Here is an 18,026-nt window from a genome sequence, read left to right as displayed (position 1 = left end):
CTGGCGCAAACCTTTCATCTCGTCCGACCTTCGCCCGCAACAACGCATCCGTCTCGTGGCAGGCACATCAGGCGGCCATTAAGCGAGATTCACCTTCATGTGAAATCTCGCACCGTTTCATTAGCTTAGAGGCTCCAATAAGCCAGGTCGGAACGTAGCGAGGATGGATCCACTTGCGAGCGGACGTCCACGACCACTCCGTTCTCGACCAGCATGTCGCTGAGCTGCCTGCCGCCGAGCTTGGCAAAGTCCTCGTGGGCGACAGCCACGATCAGCGCCGACAGGTCGGTCAGATCCTCCAGGTCCTTCAGCTCGATTCCATGCGACCGGCCGACGGCCGTGCTGTCCGCGACGGGGTCGTGAACCATGGGCTCGATCCCGAACGACCGAAGCTCCTTGTAGATGTCGACAACCTTGGAGTTGCGGATGTCCGGCACGTTCTCCTTGAACGTAAAGCCGAGGATTCCGACCCGCGCCTTTCGGATCGGCTGGTCGTTTCGGGCGAGGAGCTTGACCACGCGCTCCGCCACGTAGGCGCCCATTCCGTCGTTGATCCTCCGCCCCGACAGGATCACCTGCGGGTGATAGCCGAGCTGCTCGGCCTTGGCGGTGAGGTAATAAGGGTCGACGCCGATGCAGTGGCCGCCGACGAGGCCGGGATAGAAGCGCAGGAAATTCCACTTCGTGCCTGCCGCCTCGAGCACTTCGCTGGTGCGAATGCCGAGCAGGTCGCAGATTTTCGAAATCTCGTTCATCAGCGCGATGTTGACGTCTCGCTGCGTGTTCTCGATCACCTTCGCGGCCTCGGCGACCTTAATCGAGCTGGCGCGGTGGATCCCGGCCTCGATGATCGATCCATAGAGGTCGGCAAGCGTGTCGAGGGTCTCGGGATCGCTTCCGGAGACGACCTTGGTGATCTTCTCGATCGGCCGTTCCTTGTCACCCGGGTTGATCCGCTCCGGACTGTAGCCGAGCTTGAAGTCCACTCCGGCCTTCTTTCCCGAAGCACGCTCGAGGGCGGGCGCGCAGACCTCTTCGGTGACGCCGGGGTAGACCGTGCTTTCGAAGACCACGATCGCGCCCTTAGAAAGTCGCGGCCCAACCAGCTCGCAGGCGGTAAGGAGAGCCGTGAAGTCAGGGCGGTTCGCTTCGTCGATCGGCGTCGGCACGGTGACGATGAAGATATCGCAGCCTGCCATCGCGGCAGGATCGTCGGTGATCGTGAGGCTGCTCGCCTTCAGCTGTTCGGGCTCGACCTCGTTGGTCGAATCCTTGCCCTGCTGAAGACTGGCGACGCGCTCCGTGCTGATGTCGAAGCCAACCACCGAATATTTCCTCGATAACGCCACCGCCAGCGGAAGGCCGACATAGCCCAGGCCAACAACCGCAACTTTCCTGTCCTTCTGCACAGACAATTCACCGTTCCCGGATCAAAGATTGAATGACCATGACGAGCACTGAAGGTGGAACCCGTGGGAAGACGGTCCCCTCTCGTCATGACCGCGGCTGGCGCTTCGCAGTAGCTCCCGCCGCAGAGGCGCCGGTCTCTAGCGAATTTTGATTTTCTGACAAGCGCATGCGCGATTGATCAAGACGTTTCGCTTGACTTCGCGGGGAAGCACAAGCCACTGCGCCCGCGAAATCAGCGGGCCCGGCCCGCGCTTCCCGCACTTCGGATTCCGGCTCACAGCATGCGACGAATCTTCATCACCGGCACTGCAGGGTTCATCGGTTATCACCTTGCCGAGCTGCTCCTCAGCCATGGGCTGGAAGTCCACGGATATGACGGGATGACCGATTACTACGACGTCCAGCTCAAGCGTCGGCGTCACCAGCAGCTGCTCCAGAAACCGGGTTTCGCTGCAACCGAGGGGATGCTGGAGGACGAAGCCCTGCTTCGCCGGACGATCACCGACTTCCAGCCCGATGCGATCGTCCATCTCGCTGCGCAGGCGGGCGTCCGCTACAGCATGGAAGCGCCGCGGACGTACATCGACAGCAACATCGTCGGCACCTTCCACATCCTCGAGATCGTGCGGTCGCTCGGCACTCCGCACCTGCTGATGGCCTCGACCTCCTCGGTCTATGGCGCGAACGAGGAGATGCCGTTCAGCGAGACCGAGAAGACCGACACGCAGCTCAGCATCTACGCCGCGACCAAGAAGGCGACGGAGTCGATGGCGCATAGCTATGCGCACCTGTTCGGAACGCCGATCACGATGTTCCGCTTCTTCACCGTTTACGGAACCTGGGGCCGCCCCGACCTGGCGCTGTTCAAGTTCGTCGACGCGATCCTCGATGACCGGCCGATCGACGTCTACAATCACGGCGACATGGAACGCGACTTCACCTACGTCGGTGACCTTGTCCGGGCTATCGAGCTTCTGCTGGGGGCCATTCCGCACATGCCCGGCGACCGCGAGCAGGTCCTGGAGAATGACTCGCTGAGCCCCGTCGCTCCGTTCCGGATCGTCAATATCGGCAATTCGACCCCGGTGCGGCTTCTCGACTTCATCGAGGAAATCGAGAGCTGTCTCGGCAAGAAGGCGACGCGCAACTACATGCCGATGCAGCCCGGTGATGTCCGCGCCACATGGGCGGACGCGAGCCTGCTCAAAGCGCTGACTGGGTACCAGCCGCAGACGGACATCCGCGACGGAGTCGCCCGCTTCGTCGAGTGGTTCCGCGACTATTACCAAAAATAGGTGGCGCTGAGGCCGATCCGGTGGCTTGTTGCCGACCCATGCCGCTGACCCATCTCGATCGCCTGGAAGCCGAGAGCATCCATATCCTGCGCGAGACGGTCGCGGAGGCCGACCGCCCGGTGATGCTCTATTCGATCGGCAAGGATTCGGCGGTGATGCTTCACCTTGCCCGCAAGGCCTTCTTCCCCGCCCCGCTGCCATTCCCGCTTCTTCATGTCGACACGACCTGGAAATTCCGGGCGATGTACCAGCTTCGCGACAAGGTCGCTTCCGACCCAGCGGTCGAATTGCTTGTCTACAAGAACCCTGAAGCCGAGGCGCAGGGCATCAACCCGTTCGATCACGGTCCGCTTCACACCGACATGTGGAAGACGGAAGGTCTGAAGCAGGCGCTCGACAAGTTCGGCTTCGACGCGGCTTTCGGCGGCGCCCGCCGAGACGAAGAGAAGAGCCGGGCCAAGGAGCGGATATTCAGCTTTCGGAGCGCCAACCACCGCTGGGATCCGAAGCGCCAGAGGCCCGAGCTGTGGTCGCTCTACAACGTGCGGAAAAGCAAGGGCGAGAGCGTCCGGGTTTTCCCGCTGTCCAACTGGACCGAGCTCGACGTCTGGCAATATATCCTTCGCGAGAAGATCGAGATCGTCCCGCTCTATTTCGCCGACCTTCGCCCGACCGTCGAACGCGACGGGCTGATCCTGATGGTCGATGACGACCGCTTTCCGCTCAACGGCGAAGCTCCGGTGGAGCGAAGGGTGCGGTTCCGGACACTCGGCTGCTACCCGCTCAGCGGCGCGGTCGAGAGCGAGGCGTCGACCGTCGAGCAAGTGGTCGCCGAGATGCTCCTGACCACCACCTCGGAGCGGCAGGGGCGGGCAATCGACAAGGACTCCGGCGCGGCGTCGATGGAGAAGAAGAAGAAGGAAGGCTATTTTTGATGGGCGTGGGGCGCGGATCAAAAATAGCCTGGGGGCCGCTGAAGTAATGGCTCGAGTCCTCGACCAGGATCGCGAGCTCATCGAGCGCGACGTCGGCGAATGGCTCTCGCAACACGAGCGCAAGGAGATGCTGCGCTTCATCACCTGCGGGAGCGTCGACGACGGCAAGTCCACCCTGATCGGACGGCTTCTCTTCGATTGCGGCCAGCTGTTCGACGATCAGCTCGAAGCGCTGGAAGCAGACAGCAAGAAGGCCGCGAACGGCGGCAAGCTCGACTTCTCGCTTCTCGTCGACGGCCTGTCGGCGGAGCGCGAGCAGGGCATCACGATCGACGTCGCCTACCGTTTCTTCTCGAGCGAGAAGCGCAAGTTCATCGTCGCCGACACTCCGGGCCACGAACAATATACGCGCAACATGATCACGGGCGCGTCGACCGCGGACGTCGCGGTGCTCCTGATCGACGCCCGCAAGGGGGTGCTCACGCAGACGAGGCGCCATTCCTACCTCGCCAACTTGGTCGGCATCCGGCACCTTCTTCTCGCCGTCACCAAAATGGACCTGGTCGACTATGACCAACAGGCCTTCGACGCGATCTGCAGCGACTATGCCGCCTTCGCCGACAAGATCGGGATCACGCAGTGGAAGGCGATTCCGGTTTCCGGTGTCGAGGGCGACAATGTCACCGCCCGAAGCGAAAAGACGCCGTGGCATTCGGGCCCGACGCTGCTCGAATATCTCGACACTGTGGAAATCGACGCGAGCGCCGACGCCGCCAAGCCGCTTCGGATGCCCGTCCAGTGGGTGAACCGTCCCAACCAGAACTTCCGCGGCTTTGCCGGGTTGGTCGCGTCCGGGCGGCTGGGCCCGGGGTCGGAAGTGCGGATCCTTCCATCGGGCAGGACCACCCGGATCGAGCGCGTCGTAACCTTTGACGGCGATCTCGATGAGGCGGTCGCCGGCCAGTCGATCACGGTGACGCTAGAAGACGAGGTCGATTGCTCGCGCGGCGACGTAATCGCGGCCGCGGGCGATCCCCCCGAAGCGGCCGACCAGTTCGAAGCGACGATCGTGTGGATGGCCGAGGACGAGCTGCTGCCCGGCCGAGGCTATTGGATGAAGATCGGAACCGAGACGGTCACCGCGATGGTGCAGGAGCCGAAGTACGAGGTGAACGTCAACACGCTCGAGCACCTCGCGGCAAAGCGGCTTGCTTTGAACTCGATCGGTGTGGCGGAAATCTCCACCGATCGCGAAATCGTGTTCGAGCCCTATGCGAACCCGGCAACGAGCCCGAACCGCGCGCTCGGCGGCTTCATCCTGATCGACAAGGTGACCAACGGCACCGTCGCCGCAGGGATGCTCCATTTCGCGCTTCGGCGGTCGCTCAACATCCACCGCCAGCACCTCGAGGTCGAGCGCGAGACCCACGCTGCGCTCAAGGGACAGCGGCCGGCGGTCGTATGGTTCACCGGCCTGTCCGGCGCGGGCAAGTCGACCATCGCCAACCTCGTCGAGAAGAAGCTTGCGGCGCGTGGCCGCCACACCTTCCTCCTCGACGGCGACAACGTCCGCCACGGGCTCAACCGCGATCTCGGCTTCACCGAAGCCGATCGCATCGAGAACATCCGCCGCGTCGGCGAGGTCGCCCGCCTGATGGCCGACGCCGGGCTGATCGTCCTTACCGCCTTCATCTCGCCGTTCCGCGCCGAGCGGCACATGGTGAGGCGGATGCTTCCCGAGGGCGAGTTCATCGAGGTGTTCGTCGACACTCCCTTGGCCGAGGCAGAGAAGCGCGACGTGAAGGGCCTCTACGCCAAGGCGCGCGCCGGCGAGCTCAAGAACTTCACCGGGATCGACAGCCCGTACGAGCCCCCGGAGAATGCCGAGATCCACATCGACACGACGACCGTGACCGCCGAGGAGGCAGCCGATGCGATCGTCGAGAAGCTTTTAAGCCGGCGCTAGCGCCAGGTGTAGGCGGCCCCCGCCGCGAGCAGCCACTGGCTTGCGGACCCCCTGATTCGAACGATCGGCGAGTCTTTCGAATCCCCGGTGAGGTGCGAATATTCGACCGTTCCCCAGAGCGAGAAACCGTGCGTGAGGTCGCCCGTGATCGACTGGTTGATCAGCGCGCCGATCCGCCATTTGTTCAGCCCACCGTCGGGAGTGAACATCGGAAGCCCGCTCACGAGGGCATCGGCGGGGGTGATTCCAAAATAGTATCGCGCATATTTATCGGCCACGAAGTCGACGCTCGTCGACGCGCTCACGTAGGTGGTGCGCGAGAGCGGCGTAGCGAACTCGATGTTGGGGCTGATCACCGTCGATTTGTGCGCCCCCGCAACGTCGTGCTTCAGGTCGAGCCGGAAGGCGAGCGTATCATAGGGATTGGTCACGTTGTGCAGGCTGATGCCCGCGAACCCGCCCAGCTCGACCGCGGTGTCGAGTTCCGGAAGCAGGCGAACGACCTTATCGTCGATCTTCGTGGTGCGGTTGAAGTTTACACCCCCGATCACGCCGAGGTCGAAATCCAATCCGGTTTCCCGACGCGGCAGGAAGTCGACGTAGAGGTAGCTCGACCGGGTCGCGAAGCTGACCGGGCCGATCGTTCCGCGCGCTCCGCCGGCCGGGATGATCCGATAATCGTCGGACCCGACATAGTCGGGCAGAAATCCAACGCCCAGGCCGACCGTGATCGATTGCTGCGCATCCACCGGAGACGGCAGCGGCGAGGCTTCCTGGGCCCAGGCTGGCGTGCTCAGGCCGAGAATGGACAGTGCTGACAAGGCAAAGAGGCGCATCGACTTTCCCCCCTGTTATCGCAGCACTATGCCAGCGCCCGTGGCCGCCGAAAAGCAAATAGAGAAAAGGTAGACGTCAGAGAGGCTTAGTCGCCCTCACCGGGGTCAGGCGTGAAGTACTTCTCATACTTGCCCTCTTCGCCCTTGTGCTCGTCAGCGTCGGCGGGACTTTCCTTCTTCCGGGTAATGTTCGGCCAGTTGGCGGACATGGTCGAATTGAGCTCGAGCCACTTCTCAAGCCCGCCCTCGGTGTCGGGAAGGATCGCTTCGGCGGGACATTCGGGCTCGCACACGCCGCAATCGATGCATTCGTTGGGGTTGATCACCAGCATGTTCTCGCCCTCGTAGAAACAGTCGACGGGGCAGACCTCGACGCAATCCATATATTTGCATTTGATGCAGGCGTCGGTGACGACGTAGGTCATGTTGGCGAAGCTCCCTTTCGCCGTTCGCTAAGTCGAGGCGCTTGTCGCGTCAACGTCCAGCTCTTTGTAGCAGGCACGCGCTTCGGATGCGGGGCCTCTCCGCGAGGGCAGAACGAGCACCCTGAGGACGCGCGTCTGGCCATGGAGCGGAAGCGCGACGACGCTTCCCCCGCGCACCTCGTCGCTCGCTTTCGTCACCCGCTTTCCGTCAATACGGATGTGACCGGTATCTACCAGCGACTGGGCGATGGTGCGGCTCTTGGCCAGGCGAACGAAATAGAGGAAGCGGTCGATCCTCACTTGCGGCGCAGTTTCTCCAGCTCGGCAAAGGCGTTGGACCCCGTTTCGCGTGGAGCCGGCCGCGAGCCCCGCCGGCCGCGCCAGCGCCAGCTGTCGCCCGTCCTGGCGAAGCCGACGTCGGCCATCAGCCGGACAAGCGATTCCTCGCCAAGGCCCAGCGAGGTCGCAAGCTCAGAATCCACCGGATTGTCGCCGCCCGCCGAACGCACTTTGTGCGCGTGGCTCGCGAGCCGGTCGGCCAGGTCGACGCGGACCCATGTGCGTCCGGCGCGGCGGTAGGCGAGGGCGGCTCCGCGCGGATCGGCATCGGCCGCAAGGGTCGCCATCCCGGCGGCGGGGATTTCGGGCATCGGCTCGCCGGACCGGACGGCGAGCAACGCTGCGCGCCACAGCTGGGCCGCGGGCTTGAGAAGCGCCGGCACATAGACGTCGAGCGGGCCGAGCCGGACCTTCAGCCGATAGAGAAGCTGGCGGTCGTCCTGCTCGAGGGTCCCGATGGCGCTGACGATCGCCCGGCGCGGGACGGCCCCGCCGGCGTCGGCGAGCATGGCTCCGACCGCTCGCACTCCGGGCGAGGTGGTGGCGTCGGTGGCGACTTCGGCCACGCGCTTGAGCGGCCTCAGATGCCCGTCCACCTGGGCATCGACCCAGCGCTCGAGCCGCGCCCGCAGCGCCGAGCGGCTGTTCGCCGAAAGCCGGTCGAGCGGACGGGCGGTGCGGACCGCGGGCTCGAGCAAGGATCGCCCGGGCGCCAGCCGCGCGAGGACATTGCCGTTCCAGCCTATGCCGACCGCTCCGCTATCCTCGACCAGCAGCGCGAAATCGCTGTCCGGAGCGTCGATCAGAGAGCTTGCCCGCCGCTCGAGCTCGTCGCCCAGCCGCCGCTCGGCAGCAGCGAGGAGCAGCCTCTTGTCGGCGAGGCGGGCGGCCGGATCGACTCGAAACTCGAAGCCGCGAAGGTGGCCGATCGGCTCCGGTCCGACGCTGACCTCCCCGTCGGCGGACACGGTGACCGGCAGGGCGTCCGAACCGCGTGCCCCGATGTCGCGGACGAGCACCGACGTTCGCCTGTCGACGAAACGCTGGGTCAGCGCCGAGTGGAGCGCGTCGGACAACCGAGCCTCGACCTCGCGCGTCCGATCCGCCCATTTGGCCGGGTCCTGGAGCCAGTCGGAACGGTGGGCGATATAGGCCCAGCTGCGGATTCCGGCGAGGCGGTCCGCCAGCACCTCGATGTCGCCGCTGACATTCTCCAGCCGCGCGACTTCGGCTGCGAACCATTCGTGCGGGATGTGCCCGCCGTCGCCGATGTAGCTGAAAACGCGCCGGACCATCCGCGCGTGGTGCATCGGCCCGACCTTGCGGAAATCGGGAAGCCCGCAGGCGGCCCACAAGCGGCGCGCCGAAGCGCCTCGTTTGGCCGCAATCGCCGGATCTTCCGACACGAGCTTGAGGACAGCCAGGTCGATCGATTCCGGCGCCGGGCGAAGCACCGGATCGTCGCTCGGCCGCTCGAGGCTTGCGGTCAGCGCCCGCACGTCGGTGAAGTCGAGGTCCGGGTTGCGCCAGTAGAGGAAGTCGAGAGCGCGGAAGCGATGCTCTTCGATCGCCTCGATCTCGGCATCGGAAAATTCCGCGCCATGATCGCCGAGACCCAGGGTGCCGAACGTCCCGTCCCGCTGGTGGCGGCCTGCGCGGCCGGCAATCTGCGCCATCTCGGCGATCGTCAGCCGGCGGTCGCGGCGGCCATCGAACTTCTCGAGGCCGGCGAAGGCGACATGGGCGACATCCATGTTGAGGCCCATCCCGATCGCATCAGTCGCAACCAGATAGTCGACCTCGCCGCGCTGGAACATCGCCACCTGGGCGTTTCGGGTGGCTGGCGACAGCGCGCCCATCACGACCGCGGCGCCTCCACGGAAGCGGCGGAGCGCCTCGGCGAGCGCGTAGACCTGCTCCGCCGAGAAGGCGACGACTGCGGAGCGTGGCGGAAGCCGCGACAGCTTCACGCTTCCCGAATAGCGAAGCGTCGAAAAGCGGGGGCGGCTGACGATCTCGGCGTCGGGCAGTAGCTCGCGGATCATCGGCTTCAGCGTATCGGAGCCGAGGATCAGTGTTTCCTCGCGGCCGCGAACCCGAAGCATCCGGTCGGTGAAGACGTGGCCGCGCTCGGGGTCGATCCCGAGCTGCGCCTCGTCGATCGCGGCGAAGGCAAAGTCGCGCTGGAAATCGCCCGCGTCGTGACCGTCGCCGCTCGGCACCGGCATGCTTTCCGCGGTGCACAGGAAATAGCGCGCATTCCTGGGGACGATCCGTTCTTCCCCGGTGAGCAGCGCCACCTGGCTTTCGCCCTTCATCCCCACGACTCGGTCGTAGACTTCGCGTGCCAGGAGCCTCAGCGGGAAGCCGATGACTCCCGACGAATGGCCACACATACGCTCTATCGCGAGATAGGTTTTCCCGGTGTTGGTGGGGCCGAGGATCGCCCGAACGGGTGCATCGTCGCGCGCCATTTCGTCTTCGAATGTGGCAGCGTCCGGCGAAAGCGCAAGTTCCCGATTTTAAACAGCTCTTAACCCTGTTTGGGCATTCCGGTCCAAGATGTTGGACGGATTTTCAGCAACCGAGGCTTCGGCCCGGCTCGTGCTCGCTCGCGCGAGGGAGAGCGAAGCGCCCACCGTGGACGCTCCCGAGAGCTTCAGCCTGGTCGTCGATCTTGCCGCCGAGCCGGTCGGGCAACGCTGGCTGCGCGGCGTCGCGACGCTTGCCGGGCTCTGCGCTTCGGTGCTCGCGCTGAGCCCCGGCCTCGATCCTTTTTCGCCCGCTCTCGCCCGCTCCGTGGCGCCGCAGCGGCAGTTCCAGCTCAATCCGATGTTGAGCGCTCCCGCTCCCTCCGATGCCCAGCCCAAATACCAGTTCCCGTCCGATCCCGAGGTCGCGGCCAAGCCGATCATCGCCACCAGTGGGTCCGACATTCGCGTGCAGGGCGCGGTGACCGAAGGGCTCTACTGGTCGCTTCGCGATGCCGGAGTGTCCCCACAGGTGGCTGCCGATTACCTCCACGCTCTGTCGACCCGGATGGATGTCGGCGAAGTCGCGCCTTACGACCGCTTCGACCTCGTCATTTCGAAATCTGCTGCCCAGCCGCTCGTCTTCGCAGCTCTCCATCGCGTGGACGGAGCCGACGTCGAGCTCCTGAAGTGGAACGCCAACGGCAAGACCGACTGGTTCGACACCGACGCGAGCGCGGCCGATCATTCGGCAGGGCTGATGGCGCCCGTCGCCGGCCGCATCACCTCGCGCTTCGGGATGCGCTACCACCCGATCCTTCATTATGCGCGGATGCATGCCGGCCTCGATTTCGGGGCTGCATGGGGAAGCCCGATCGTCGCAGCCGCCGACGGCCAGGTGGTCGTCGCGGGCTGGACCGGCGGCTACGGCCGGGCGGTCGAGATCGGCCACGGCGGCGGAATCGTCAGTCTCTACGGTCACATGAGCGGAGTCGTCGCAACGCCCGGCCAGATGGTCAGGCAGGGCCAGGTGATCGGCTATGTCGGCTCAAGCGGCCTTTCGACCGGTCCGCACTTGCACTTCGAGGTCCGGATCAACGGACGCCCCGTCGACCCGATGTCGGTGACCATGCAGTCGCGAAACGTGGTCAGCGGGCCGGCAAAGGTGGCGTTCGACGCTCGGCTGAAGCAGCTTATGGCGATTGGGGCGAAGGCTTAGGGGCGAAACTCTAATGCCCTGCTTTGGGTGCAACGCGGGCGCTGTCGCTTAGGCTGTCGTCGGGATAAGTGCCCGGCGGAAGATCCAGATAAGGGCGACCACATTCAACGTCGCCCAAATGTTCTCGTCGTACCTTCCGAGAAGTTGCCAACTGCTCTGGTAGCTCACGAAAACAATCAAGTAGATGATAAGGAGCGACGCGGTCACACGGCGATCGCGCGAGCGAGGCCTCCTTGATAGTGACGCGTCGTTAGATCGCATCAAAACCGCAATCATGAGCAAGGCAGCGCTGAGCAAAACAAGACCCAGTCCGAGCCAGGGCAGCCGACCTGCCAGCCACAGCAGATTTGCCATGATCGCTGCCGCCATTCCCAACCAAGCGAAAGCGACGGAAAACCATCTCAACTGACTGACCCCGCTTACTGCCACTCGCTCAGTGTGTCCGTTCCAGCAAATGTCTGCAATGGGTCGAAAACGGACGCCAGGAAAAGCCGTCACGCGGAGTGAATCCGCGCGACGTCGGTCCTGTCGCTCTTCGCAGCTTAGGCTGCTTGACCGCAGGCCGGCCGCGCTTCGCCGTCTCTTCGCGCTGTTCCGGCGACGCTGCGCGTCGGGGTCACTGCGCTCGGCGGCTCAGCGGCCGTGACCGCGCCAACGTTTAATAGTGCGCTGGATGATGCCTTCCTCACCGCCGGTCTCGCGCCACAGGGCGGCGAAGCTCGGGTCGGACGACGCCGGGCGCTTCTCGGGCTCGAGGTCGTCGAAGCGGACCCGGATCGGGATCGACACGCCCTCACCGCAGACGATGCATTCGCGGTTGCGAAGAGCGGGGATCGCGTCGAGGAAGCCGCGAGCACCTTCCGGCATCGCGGCGCGAACGCATGCCTGGTCTCGGTCGTTGTTCAATCGCATCGAGATGATCGTTCCGCACTGCGACAGCACGCCTTCGGCCAAGTCGGACGGGCGCTGCGTGATCAGGCCAAGCGACACGCCGTACTTACGGCCTTCCTTGGCGATACGTTCGAGGATCTTGCGGACCGCCTGGGCGCCGGAATTCTCGTCCTTGGGAACGTAGCGGTGCGCCTCTTCGCAGACGAGGAGGATCGGGCGCTGCGCCTCGGTCCGCGACCAGATCGCATAGTCGAACACCATTCGCGCGAGCACCGACACGACCACGGACGTGATCTCGGACGGAACGCCCGAAACGTCGACGATCGAGATCGGCCGTCCGTTGGCGGGAAGGCGGAACAGGCGGGAGATGAAGCTCGGCATCGAATCCGACACCAGCATGCCTGAGAACATGAAGGTGTAGCGCGGGTCGGCCTTCAGCTCGTCGAGCTTCTGCTTCAGCCGCTGATAGGGAAGCGTGTCGCCCGCGCGGTCGAGCTTGCCCATCTCGTTGGTGACGATCGTGTTCAGGTCGGTCAGAAGATACGGGATCGGCGAATCCACCGTCACCTTGCCGTACTGGCTCATGTCCTTGCCCTTGGTACGCGCGGCGAGGACGCACTTGGCGAGGATGTCGGCATCGCGTTCGCGATCGGCGCCGTGCGTGGTCAGGAGGACCTCGCAATGCTCCTCGAAGTTCATCAGCCAGTAGGGAAGCTGGAGATTGTCGACGTTGAACAGCTCTCCGCAGCCCTTGAAGGCGGCGGAATATTCTCCGTGCGGATCGATCATCACGATGTGGCCCTCGGGGCTTAGCTCCGAGATCCGGTGGAGGATCAGCGAGACCGAGGTCGATTTACCGGTACCGGTCGATCCCAGCACCGCGAAATGCTTCGACAGCATCGGGTCGACGTAGAGAGCGCCGCGGATGTCGTCGGTCGGATAGACGGTCCCGATCTCGATGTTCGGGCTATCGTCGGCGGCGAAGACCGCGCGAAGGTCCTCCGTCGTCACCGGCATCACCACCGAGCCCGGAATGGGGTAGCGGGTGACGCCTCGGCGGAAGTGGCTCATCTTGCCGCTGCTGTCCCGGCTTCCTTCTCCGAGGAAGTCGACCTGGGCGACGATCAAGCCGTTGTCGTCCGCGGCCATGGTGCGGACGTTGGCGATCAGCCATGTATTGCCGACGATCATCTTCACCTGGCTTCCGACCTGGCCCGACATCGCGACTGCCGGATCGGAATGGGTCTGCAGTTCGGTCAGCGTCTTTGCGCTCATCCGGATCTGCGAGCCGGAGCCGGCGATCTCGACGACCTCGCCGACCGCCGGAAGCCCGGGAGCTGCGGCCGTGGCGGCCTTCGGAGCCGCTTCCTCGTCGAAGCTGCTCATTTCATTGATGAACTGGTGAAGGTTCGGTTGATCGTCCATTGGTCCGCCACTCTCCGCGATTTTGCACCGCTGGCGTTACCGAAGTTGGGTTAAGATTACCTTAGGAGGTGCCCGCGAAGTTCTAGAAGCGGCGGCGGAAGACGAGGATCGCAGTCCAGCCGAGCGCCAGCGACAGCAGGACGGCGAACAGCCCGTAAAGCGCGGAGTGGCGGCGGGCGGCGAGGGCGACGAACCTTTCGAAGCCGCTCTTGCCTATCTCGATATCGCGGGTTGCCGCCGCGACCACGCGGCCCTCGTCGACCAGGAAAGTCTCCGCCGTATAGGTTCCGACCGGAACCTGGCTCGGGATCTGGATAGTGGCCCGGTAAAGCACGCCGCCGCTGATCTCGACGCCGTGCGAATTCTCGGAATAGAGGCTCTGCCGCTCGCGAAGGTCGAGGAGCCCGGCCTCGAACCGCCGTGCCCGGTCCGGAAGCGACGAGGTGCCCGGTGACAGCTGGAGGTGCTGTACCCCAAGCTCGTAAATTGCCGCGGTCCGCTCATCGACGATCTTCGAGATCGGCCGCGACGACGAGACCGCATAGAATGAGGGCGCTGAGCGAAAGCGGCTGGAGTCCGCATTCATCCAGATCCCGGCAATGCGGCGCTTCTCGCGGACGACGATCGAGTCCGCCGGGCCTTTGACGACGACGACGACGTCCGGAGTGTGCGTGGGAATCCGCCCGCCGGGATAGACGATCGCCCCGAACAGGAGCAGCTCGGCGCCGGCGAACGTGTAGCGGATCTCGATGTGCCGGGCCGACACGTCCGGCACGAGCGTCGGCTTGCTCGCTCCGCTTAGGGCGAGCGAGGCACAGGCCAGTGCGGTTGCGACTGCCCGCCTCACATGTAGGCGACCGAGTAGATCTCGTCGGGCCGCCAGAACAGGCCGAGGAACATCCTCAGAGCGACGAGAAGAATGATGACCGACAGCGCGAGCCGGAGCAGGTCGGGCTTGATCCGCGTTGCCAGGATCGCGCCATATTGAGCACCGAAAACGCCGCCGACGAGAAGCAGGCCGGCAAGGACGATGTCGACCGAATGCGTGGTGACGGAATGGATGAAGGTCGTCGCCGCGCTGACCGACAGAACCATCGCAAGCGAGGTCCCGATGACGACGCGCGCCGGCATTCCCAGCAGGTAGATCATCGCCGGGACGAGGATGAATCCGCCGCCGACACCCAGCAGCACGGTCAATATGCCCGCCCCGAGGCCAAGCAGGAACGGGGCGATCGGTGAAATATAGAGGCCGGAGGCCGCGAAGCGCCACCGCATCGGGAGCGACGACAGCCAGCGCGTGTGGCGGATCGGTTCCGCCTGCTCCTGAGCGCCGACATAGCCGAGCGTTCGAAGCGCATCCCACAGCATCAGGCCGCCGATCCAGCCGAGCAGGATCACGTAGAGAAGGCCGATGACGAGGTCGATCTGGCCGCTGTCCTGAAGCATCCGGAACAGGAGCGCGCCGAAGCCCGAGCCGATGAAGCCCCCGACGGTCATCACTCCGGCCATCCGAAGGTCGGCCCCTCCGCGTCGAAGGTGTACCGAAACGCCGGCAACACTTGCGCCCGTGATCTGCGTCGCTGCCGATGCGACCGCGACCGAAGGCGGGATTCCATAAAAGATCAGCAGCGGCGTCGTCAGGAAGCCGCCGCCGACGCCGAACATCCCCGACAGCACGCCGACCACCGTGCCGAGCAGGATGATCAGCAGTGCGTTGACCGACTGGCCCGCGATCGGGAGGTAAATGTCCATCTGCCCGGGCAGAGGACTAGCCGCAAAGGCGCGGCTGTCCAACGCTTGAGGACGGCAGGCGCGGAGTTAGAAGTCGGCGGCCAGCGTGAGCGCGGGGCCGGAGGCGGGCCGCGCGGTTCCGGCCAGCCTCTGCCGCCAGTCGACATGGGCGTAGATATTGTCGCGAACCCGGACGGAAATCCGCGGCCCCGCGTCGACTCGGTAGAGGCTCGGCTGTACTCCGCCCCAGACCCCGAAGCCTGCGGAGATCCGGCCCCAGACGGGTCTCGAAACCGCGAAGGCGCCGTCGGCGAAAAGGTCGCGGCTGCTAAACCCCACGACGCCCGCCTGGACATAAGCGTCGAGGTTGAACTTCCACGGCAGCGGCTGCCGGTAGAGGCCGCCTTCGGCGAACACCGCAAAGGCGGAACGGCCGCCGCCGCTTGGGCTGACGGACTGTCGCCGCTCGACCGTGAAGGCGACGGGGATCGACCGGAACGGGGTCAGGCGAACGCCTCCGGCGACCTCCGCCCCGCGCGATCCGCCGACCGGGCTGCTCGTCCTAATCGATGCCGCGATCCAATGGTTGAAAGCGTAGGTCAGCCGCGCTCCGGCCTGGCTTCCGCCGAGCGTCCCGCCATTCGCAAGCGCTCCGGGCGACGGCTCTCCGCGAAGCAGGGCCCAGCTCGACATCTGCACCCGATCGAGCTTCGGCTGGGGCGGGGGCTGTGCGGGAAGAATTGCCACTGGCCGGCTCTGCCGCGGCGGGAAGCCGGCGAAACTCGCGACCTGCCAATCATCAGCCGCCTCGGCGGACGCGAAGGCCAGTGGCTGCGTCGAAGGCAACTGCCATTGCGGCCTAGGCGCGATAGCGGTCGAGGCAGGGGCAGGGCCGGCCGGGTACGGATAAGGCTGGTAGTAGAACGTCGGCATTCGCCTAGCCGCAGCATAGGCCATCTGCGGCTGCTGAAAGGCGTCCATCTCGACCGGCGGAAGCGGCGGGAACTGCGTAGTTGCAATTGGCGGAAGCGATAGCGCCGGCGGCTCCTTCGCATAGCTTACGGTGAAGCCCGGGATTGCGCCCAGGGTCATCGCACGCACGGCTCCCCATCCGGCAACGACAACGACCAGAAAGCGCACTGGAGCGCTCAAGCCGAAATTTCCTTGGGGAAAGTGTGGCGCGTCTTGTCCCACGCCGGCTGGGCACGGCCGACATAGAGCGTAACCGCACGCATGGCCGCCGCGATCGCGATGACGTTGCCCACCACCATCCGAGGCACCGAACGGACGCCTTCGCGCCATCCGTAAGCGGAGCCGGTGAACAAGGCGCGCATCGCAATTCGCCACAGCAACAGCCAAAGGTTGATCCAGAGCAGGGTCGCAAGCGTCGGATCGATGGCGACCTGAACCGGCGCGCCGAGAGCCTCGGCGAGCCACATCTGCGACCAGAGCAGCGCGGCAATGTAGCCCGACAGCAGGAGGAGCGCGGCCACAGGACCCCTTCGGTCCCGCATGCGCATCCAGCGTTCGCCGAGCCCTCCGCGCCAACCCAGGCGATCCCATCCGGTCAGCGCGATTCCGCCGAGCCAGCGCGCCTTCTGGCGAACCGCCTCGCCGAAGCTCGCCGGGAAGTGCCCCCGGCTGGCAATGACTCCGCGGCTGCCCGGAACGGCGGGCATCCGAACGAACATGGTCTTCAGGCCGAGCTCGCCGATCCTAAGCCCCAGCTCGTAATCCTCGGTCATGCTTGCACCGGCGAAGGGATAGCCTTCATGAATTGCAGCGAGGCGCGCCAGAGGAGCCCGCGCGATCGCGCAGCCCACGCCCGCAAGCGGGATCGACGCGCCTACCGCTTCGCGAACCACCAGCTCCTTGGCGTGAGCCTCGGCGAATTCGTCGCAATAATGGCCGGCGATCCAGCGCGAGCGTGGGTCGGGCAGCGGTTGGACCGGGAGCTGGATCAGTCCGGCCCCGTCGATCAGCCCGTTGAATACGGTGAGCTCGAGCGGATCGACGACGTCTTCGGCGTCGTGAAGCACGACCGCCACCGTGGCCTGATCCTCGCGAAGCTCATAAGCGAGCAGCGCGTCATAAAGATGGTTGAGGCAGTCAGCCTTTGTCGTCGGTCCGTCCGCGTGGACGAGCACCGGTTCGATTCGAGGATCGTCAACGCTTGCGATCGCTGACAAGGTCGCCGGGTCGTTCCGATAATGGCCGACGAAGATCCTGTAATTGCCATATTCGAACCGCGTCACGCACGAGCGGAGCATCGAGGCGATCACGGCGGATTCGTCCCAGGCGGGTACGAAGATGGCGATGAAGCGCTGAGCCCGTTCCTCCTCGGCGAAATTCTTTCCGAATGTCCTGGGATAGCGCCGGTAGACCGTTGCCGAGCGCCACAGCGACCGGCCGAAATAGATGAGGTCGACGAGCAGGTCGTTGATGGCGAACAGCAGGAAGCCGACCGCGCTGAACAGCGCCAGCTCGGCCGCAATATGGGTGAGGGCGGCGGCGAAACTCATTCGCTGCCGCGCCGGAAATCATGTTGTACCGGGCCCGCTCGGTGCACGGACCTACTCCTGCCCCAATGTCACCGAGCAGCGGGGACATGGCACAAGCCGGTTATTGTCTCAAGTTCGGATAATTAACGAACCGTTTCGGCGATGGGCGCTAGCAGTGCCACCCATTACCCGACCACCACATGCGGTCAGGCGTGCAATTCTGGTTGTGCTGAACCCAGCGCGGGAAGGCGCGGTCGGGACGGTCGTGCCACCAGTCGTTATAGCTGTCGGGCTGCCAGCTTCGGTTGTTGTAGAACGCCCAGGCGCCGGCGTCATATTCGACGAACATGCCGCCGCTGCCGTCGTGCCGATTGTGGCGCCGGTCGCGGCGGTCACCGTCATGTCGCCCACCGTCGCCATGGCCGTCGTGGAACGAGCTCCCGTCCCAACCGCCGGGGCCTTCGGCGGCGACCGGCGCCGAGAACGTCAGCGCCGCGAGCGCGATCGCGCCCATGAGGATCAAGGTTCGCATAGGCTTTCTCCTTCGCGACCCACCGTCGGCGAAGAATAACGCTCGAATGC

Annotated in this window: 16 protein-coding genes; 4 read left to right on the top strand and 12 right to left on the bottom strand. The window is 64.9% G+C overall.

The features are described from left to right. Window positions 1-125 precede the first annotated feature (125 nt). A complete protein-coding gene (locus LZ519_RS07130; RefSeq protein WP_249868883.1) occupies window positions 126-1,409 on the bottom strand; it encodes a nucleotide sugar dehydrogenase in 1,284 nt (427 codons plus the stop codon). Between the two features lie 282 nt (window positions 1,410-1,691). Between LZ519_RS07130 and LZ519_RS07125 the strand changes: the two genes are divergently transcribed. The 3 genes from LZ519_RS07125 to cysN are packed head-to-tail and all read left to right on the top strand — an operon-like array spanning window position 1,692 to window position 5,606. After that, window positions 1,692-2,705 carry a GDP-mannose 4,6-dehydratase gene (locus LZ519_RS07125; protein ID WP_249868009.1) on the top strand — a complete coding sequence of 338 codons (1,014 nt, stop codon included), beginning with the start codon at window positions 1,692-1,694 and terminating at the stop codon, window positions 2,703-2,705. A gap of 38 nt (window positions 2,706-2,743) precedes the next feature. After that, window positions 2,744-3,640 (top strand): sulfate adenylyltransferase subunit CysD, encoded by an 897-nt coding sequence (cysD, locus tag LZ519_RS07120; RefSeq protein WP_249868008.1) that lies wholly within the window; start codon window positions 2,744-2,746, stop codon window positions 3,638-3,640. Window positions 3,641-3,686: 46 nt separating this feature from the next. Beyond that, complete coding sequence (gene cysN, locus LZ519_RS07115; protein WP_249868007.1) at window positions 3,687-5,606, top strand: sulfate adenylyltransferase subunit CysN; 1,920 nt, start codon at window positions 3,687-3,689, stop codon at window positions 5,604-5,606. Here the strand turns inward: cysN and LZ519_RS07110 are convergent. The 4 genes from LZ519_RS07110 to LZ519_RS07095 form a co-directional block, all read right to left on the bottom strand. Continuing rightward, window positions 5,603-6,442, bottom strand: coding sequence for a MipA/OmpV family protein (locus LZ519_RS07110; protein WP_249868006.1), 840 nt, complete (start codon window positions 6,440-6,442; stop codon window positions 5,603-5,605). The genes cysN and LZ519_RS07110 overlap by 4 nt on opposite strands. Window positions 6,443-6,528: 86 nt before the next feature. Further along, a complete protein-coding gene (gene fdxA / locus LZ519_RS07105; protein ID WP_249868005.1) occupies window positions 6,529-6,867 on the bottom strand; it encodes a ferredoxin FdxA in 339 nt (112 codons plus the stop codon). A gap of 27 nt (window positions 6,868-6,894) precedes the next feature. Further along, window positions 6,895-7,167, bottom strand: a complete 273-nt coding sequence (locus LZ519_RS07100; protein WP_249868004.1) for an RNA-binding S4 domain-containing protein — start codon at window positions 7,165-7,167, stop codon at window positions 6,895-6,897. Beyond that, a complete protein-coding gene (locus tag LZ519_RS07095) occupies window positions 7,164-9,680 on the bottom strand; it encodes a helicase-related protein (RefSeq protein WP_249868003.1) in 2,517 nt (838 codons plus the stop codon). The genes LZ519_RS07100 and LZ519_RS07095 overlap by 4 nt, the downstream gene beginning before the upstream one ends. Window positions 9,681-9,846: 166 nt before the next feature. Here LZ519_RS07095 and LZ519_RS11670 point away from each other — a divergent pair, with 166 nt between their 5' ends. After that, window positions 9,847-10,896, top strand: coding sequence for a M23 family metallopeptidase (locus tag LZ519_RS11670; RefSeq protein ID WP_249868002.1), 1,050 nt, complete (start codon window positions 9,847-9,849; stop codon window positions 10,894-10,896). 48 nt (window positions 10,897-10,944) lie between these two features. Here LZ519_RS11670 and LZ519_RS07085 read toward each other — a convergent pair whose 3' ends face one another. The 7 genes from LZ519_RS07085 to LZ519_RS07055 form a co-directional block, all read right to left on the bottom strand. Further along, window positions 10,945-11,250 (bottom strand): hypothetical protein, encoded by a 306-nt coding sequence (locus LZ519_RS07085; RefSeq protein WP_249868001.1) that lies wholly within the window; start codon window positions 11,248-11,250, stop codon window positions 10,945-10,947. Between the two features lie 279 nt (window positions 11,251-11,529). After that, window positions 11,530-13,212: an ATP-binding protein gene (locus LZ519_RS07080; RefSeq protein WP_249868000.1), complete on the bottom strand. Its 1,683-nt coding sequence runs from the start codon at window positions 13,210-13,212 to the stop codon at window positions 11,530-11,532. 82 nt (window positions 13,213-13,294) lie between these two features. Beyond that, window positions 13,295-14,059 (bottom strand): TIGR02186 family protein, encoded by a 765-nt coding sequence (locus LZ519_RS07075; RefSeq protein ID WP_249867999.1) that lies wholly within the window; start codon window positions 14,057-14,059, stop codon window positions 13,295-13,297. Next, a complete protein-coding gene (locus LZ519_RS07070) occupies window positions 14,056-14,964 on the bottom strand; it encodes a sulfite exporter TauE/SafE family protein (protein ID WP_249867998.1) in 909 nt (302 codons plus the stop codon). Before LZ519_RS07070 ends, LZ519_RS07075 begins: the two co-directional genes overlap by 4 nt. 66 nt (window positions 14,965-15,030) lie before the next feature. Then, window positions 15,031-16,095 (bottom strand): hypothetical protein, encoded by a 1,065-nt coding sequence (locus LZ519_RS07065; RefSeq protein ID WP_249867997.1) that lies wholly within the window; start codon window positions 16,093-16,095, stop codon window positions 15,031-15,033. Then, entirely contained in the window at window positions 16,092-17,465 is a 1,374-nt protein-coding gene (locus tag LZ519_RS07060; RefSeq protein WP_249867996.1) for a glycosyl transferase family protein, read from the bottom strand. Before LZ519_RS07060 ends, LZ519_RS07065 begins: the two co-directional genes overlap by 4 nt. Before the next feature lie 148 nt (window positions 17,466-17,613). Beyond that, window positions 17,614-17,976: a hypothetical protein gene (locus LZ519_RS07055; protein ID WP_249867995.1), complete on the bottom strand. Its 363-nt coding sequence runs from the start codon at window positions 17,974-17,976 to the stop codon at window positions 17,614-17,616. Window positions 17,977-18,026 lie beyond the last annotated feature (50 nt).

The organism is Sphingomonas anseongensis (assembly GCF_023516495.1).
Lineage (GTDB): Bacteria > Pseudomonadota > Alphaproteobacteria > Sphingomonadales > Sphingomonadaceae > Sphingomicrobium > Sphingomicrobium anseongensis.
The sequence above is the reverse complement of the archived record's forward strand: the minus strand, read 5'-3'. Positions and strand labels throughout refer to the sequence as shown.

Coding starts and splice junctions, on each gene's coding strand:
- LZ519_RS07125 (WP_249868009.1), top strand. CDS start 1,692: ATGCGACGAATCTTCATCACCGGCACTGCAGGGTTCATCGGTTATCAC.
- cysD (WP_249868008.1), top strand. CDS start 2,744: ATGCCGCTGACCCATCTCGATCGCCTGGAAGCCGAGAGCATCCATATC.
- cysN (WP_249868007.1), top strand. CDS start 3,687: ATGGCTCGAGTCCTCGACCAGGATCGCGAGCTCATCGAGCGCGACGTC.
- LZ519_RS07110 (WP_249868006.1), bottom strand. CDS start 6,442: ATGCGCCTCTTTGCCTTGTCAGCACTGTCCATTCTCGGCCTGAGCACG.
- fdxA (WP_249868005.1), bottom strand. CDS start 6,867: ATGACCTACGTCGTCACCGACGCCTGCATCAAATGCAAATATATGGAT.
- LZ519_RS07095 (WP_249868003.1), bottom strand. CDS start 9,680: ATGGCGCGCGACGATGCACCCGTTCGGGCGATCCTCGGCCCCACCAAC.
- LZ519_RS07085 (WP_249868001.1), bottom strand. CDS start 11,250: ATGGCAAATCTGCTGTGGCTGGCAGGTCGGCTGCCCTGGCTCGGACTG.
- LZ519_RS07080 (WP_249868000.1), bottom strand. CDS start 13,212: ATGGACGATCAACCGAACCTTCACCAGTTCATCAATGAAATGAGCAGC.
- LZ519_RS07070 (WP_249867998.1), bottom strand. CDS start 14,964: ATGGACATTTACCTCCCGATCGCGGGCCAGTCGGTCAACGCACTGCTG.
- LZ519_RS07060 (WP_249867996.1), bottom strand. CDS start 17,465: ATGAGTTTCGCCGCCGCCCTCACCCATATTGCGGCCGAGCTGGCGCTG.
- LZ519_RS07055 (WP_249867995.1), bottom strand. CDS start 17,976: ATGCGAACCTTGATCCTCATGGGCGCGATCGCGCTCGCGGCGCTGACG.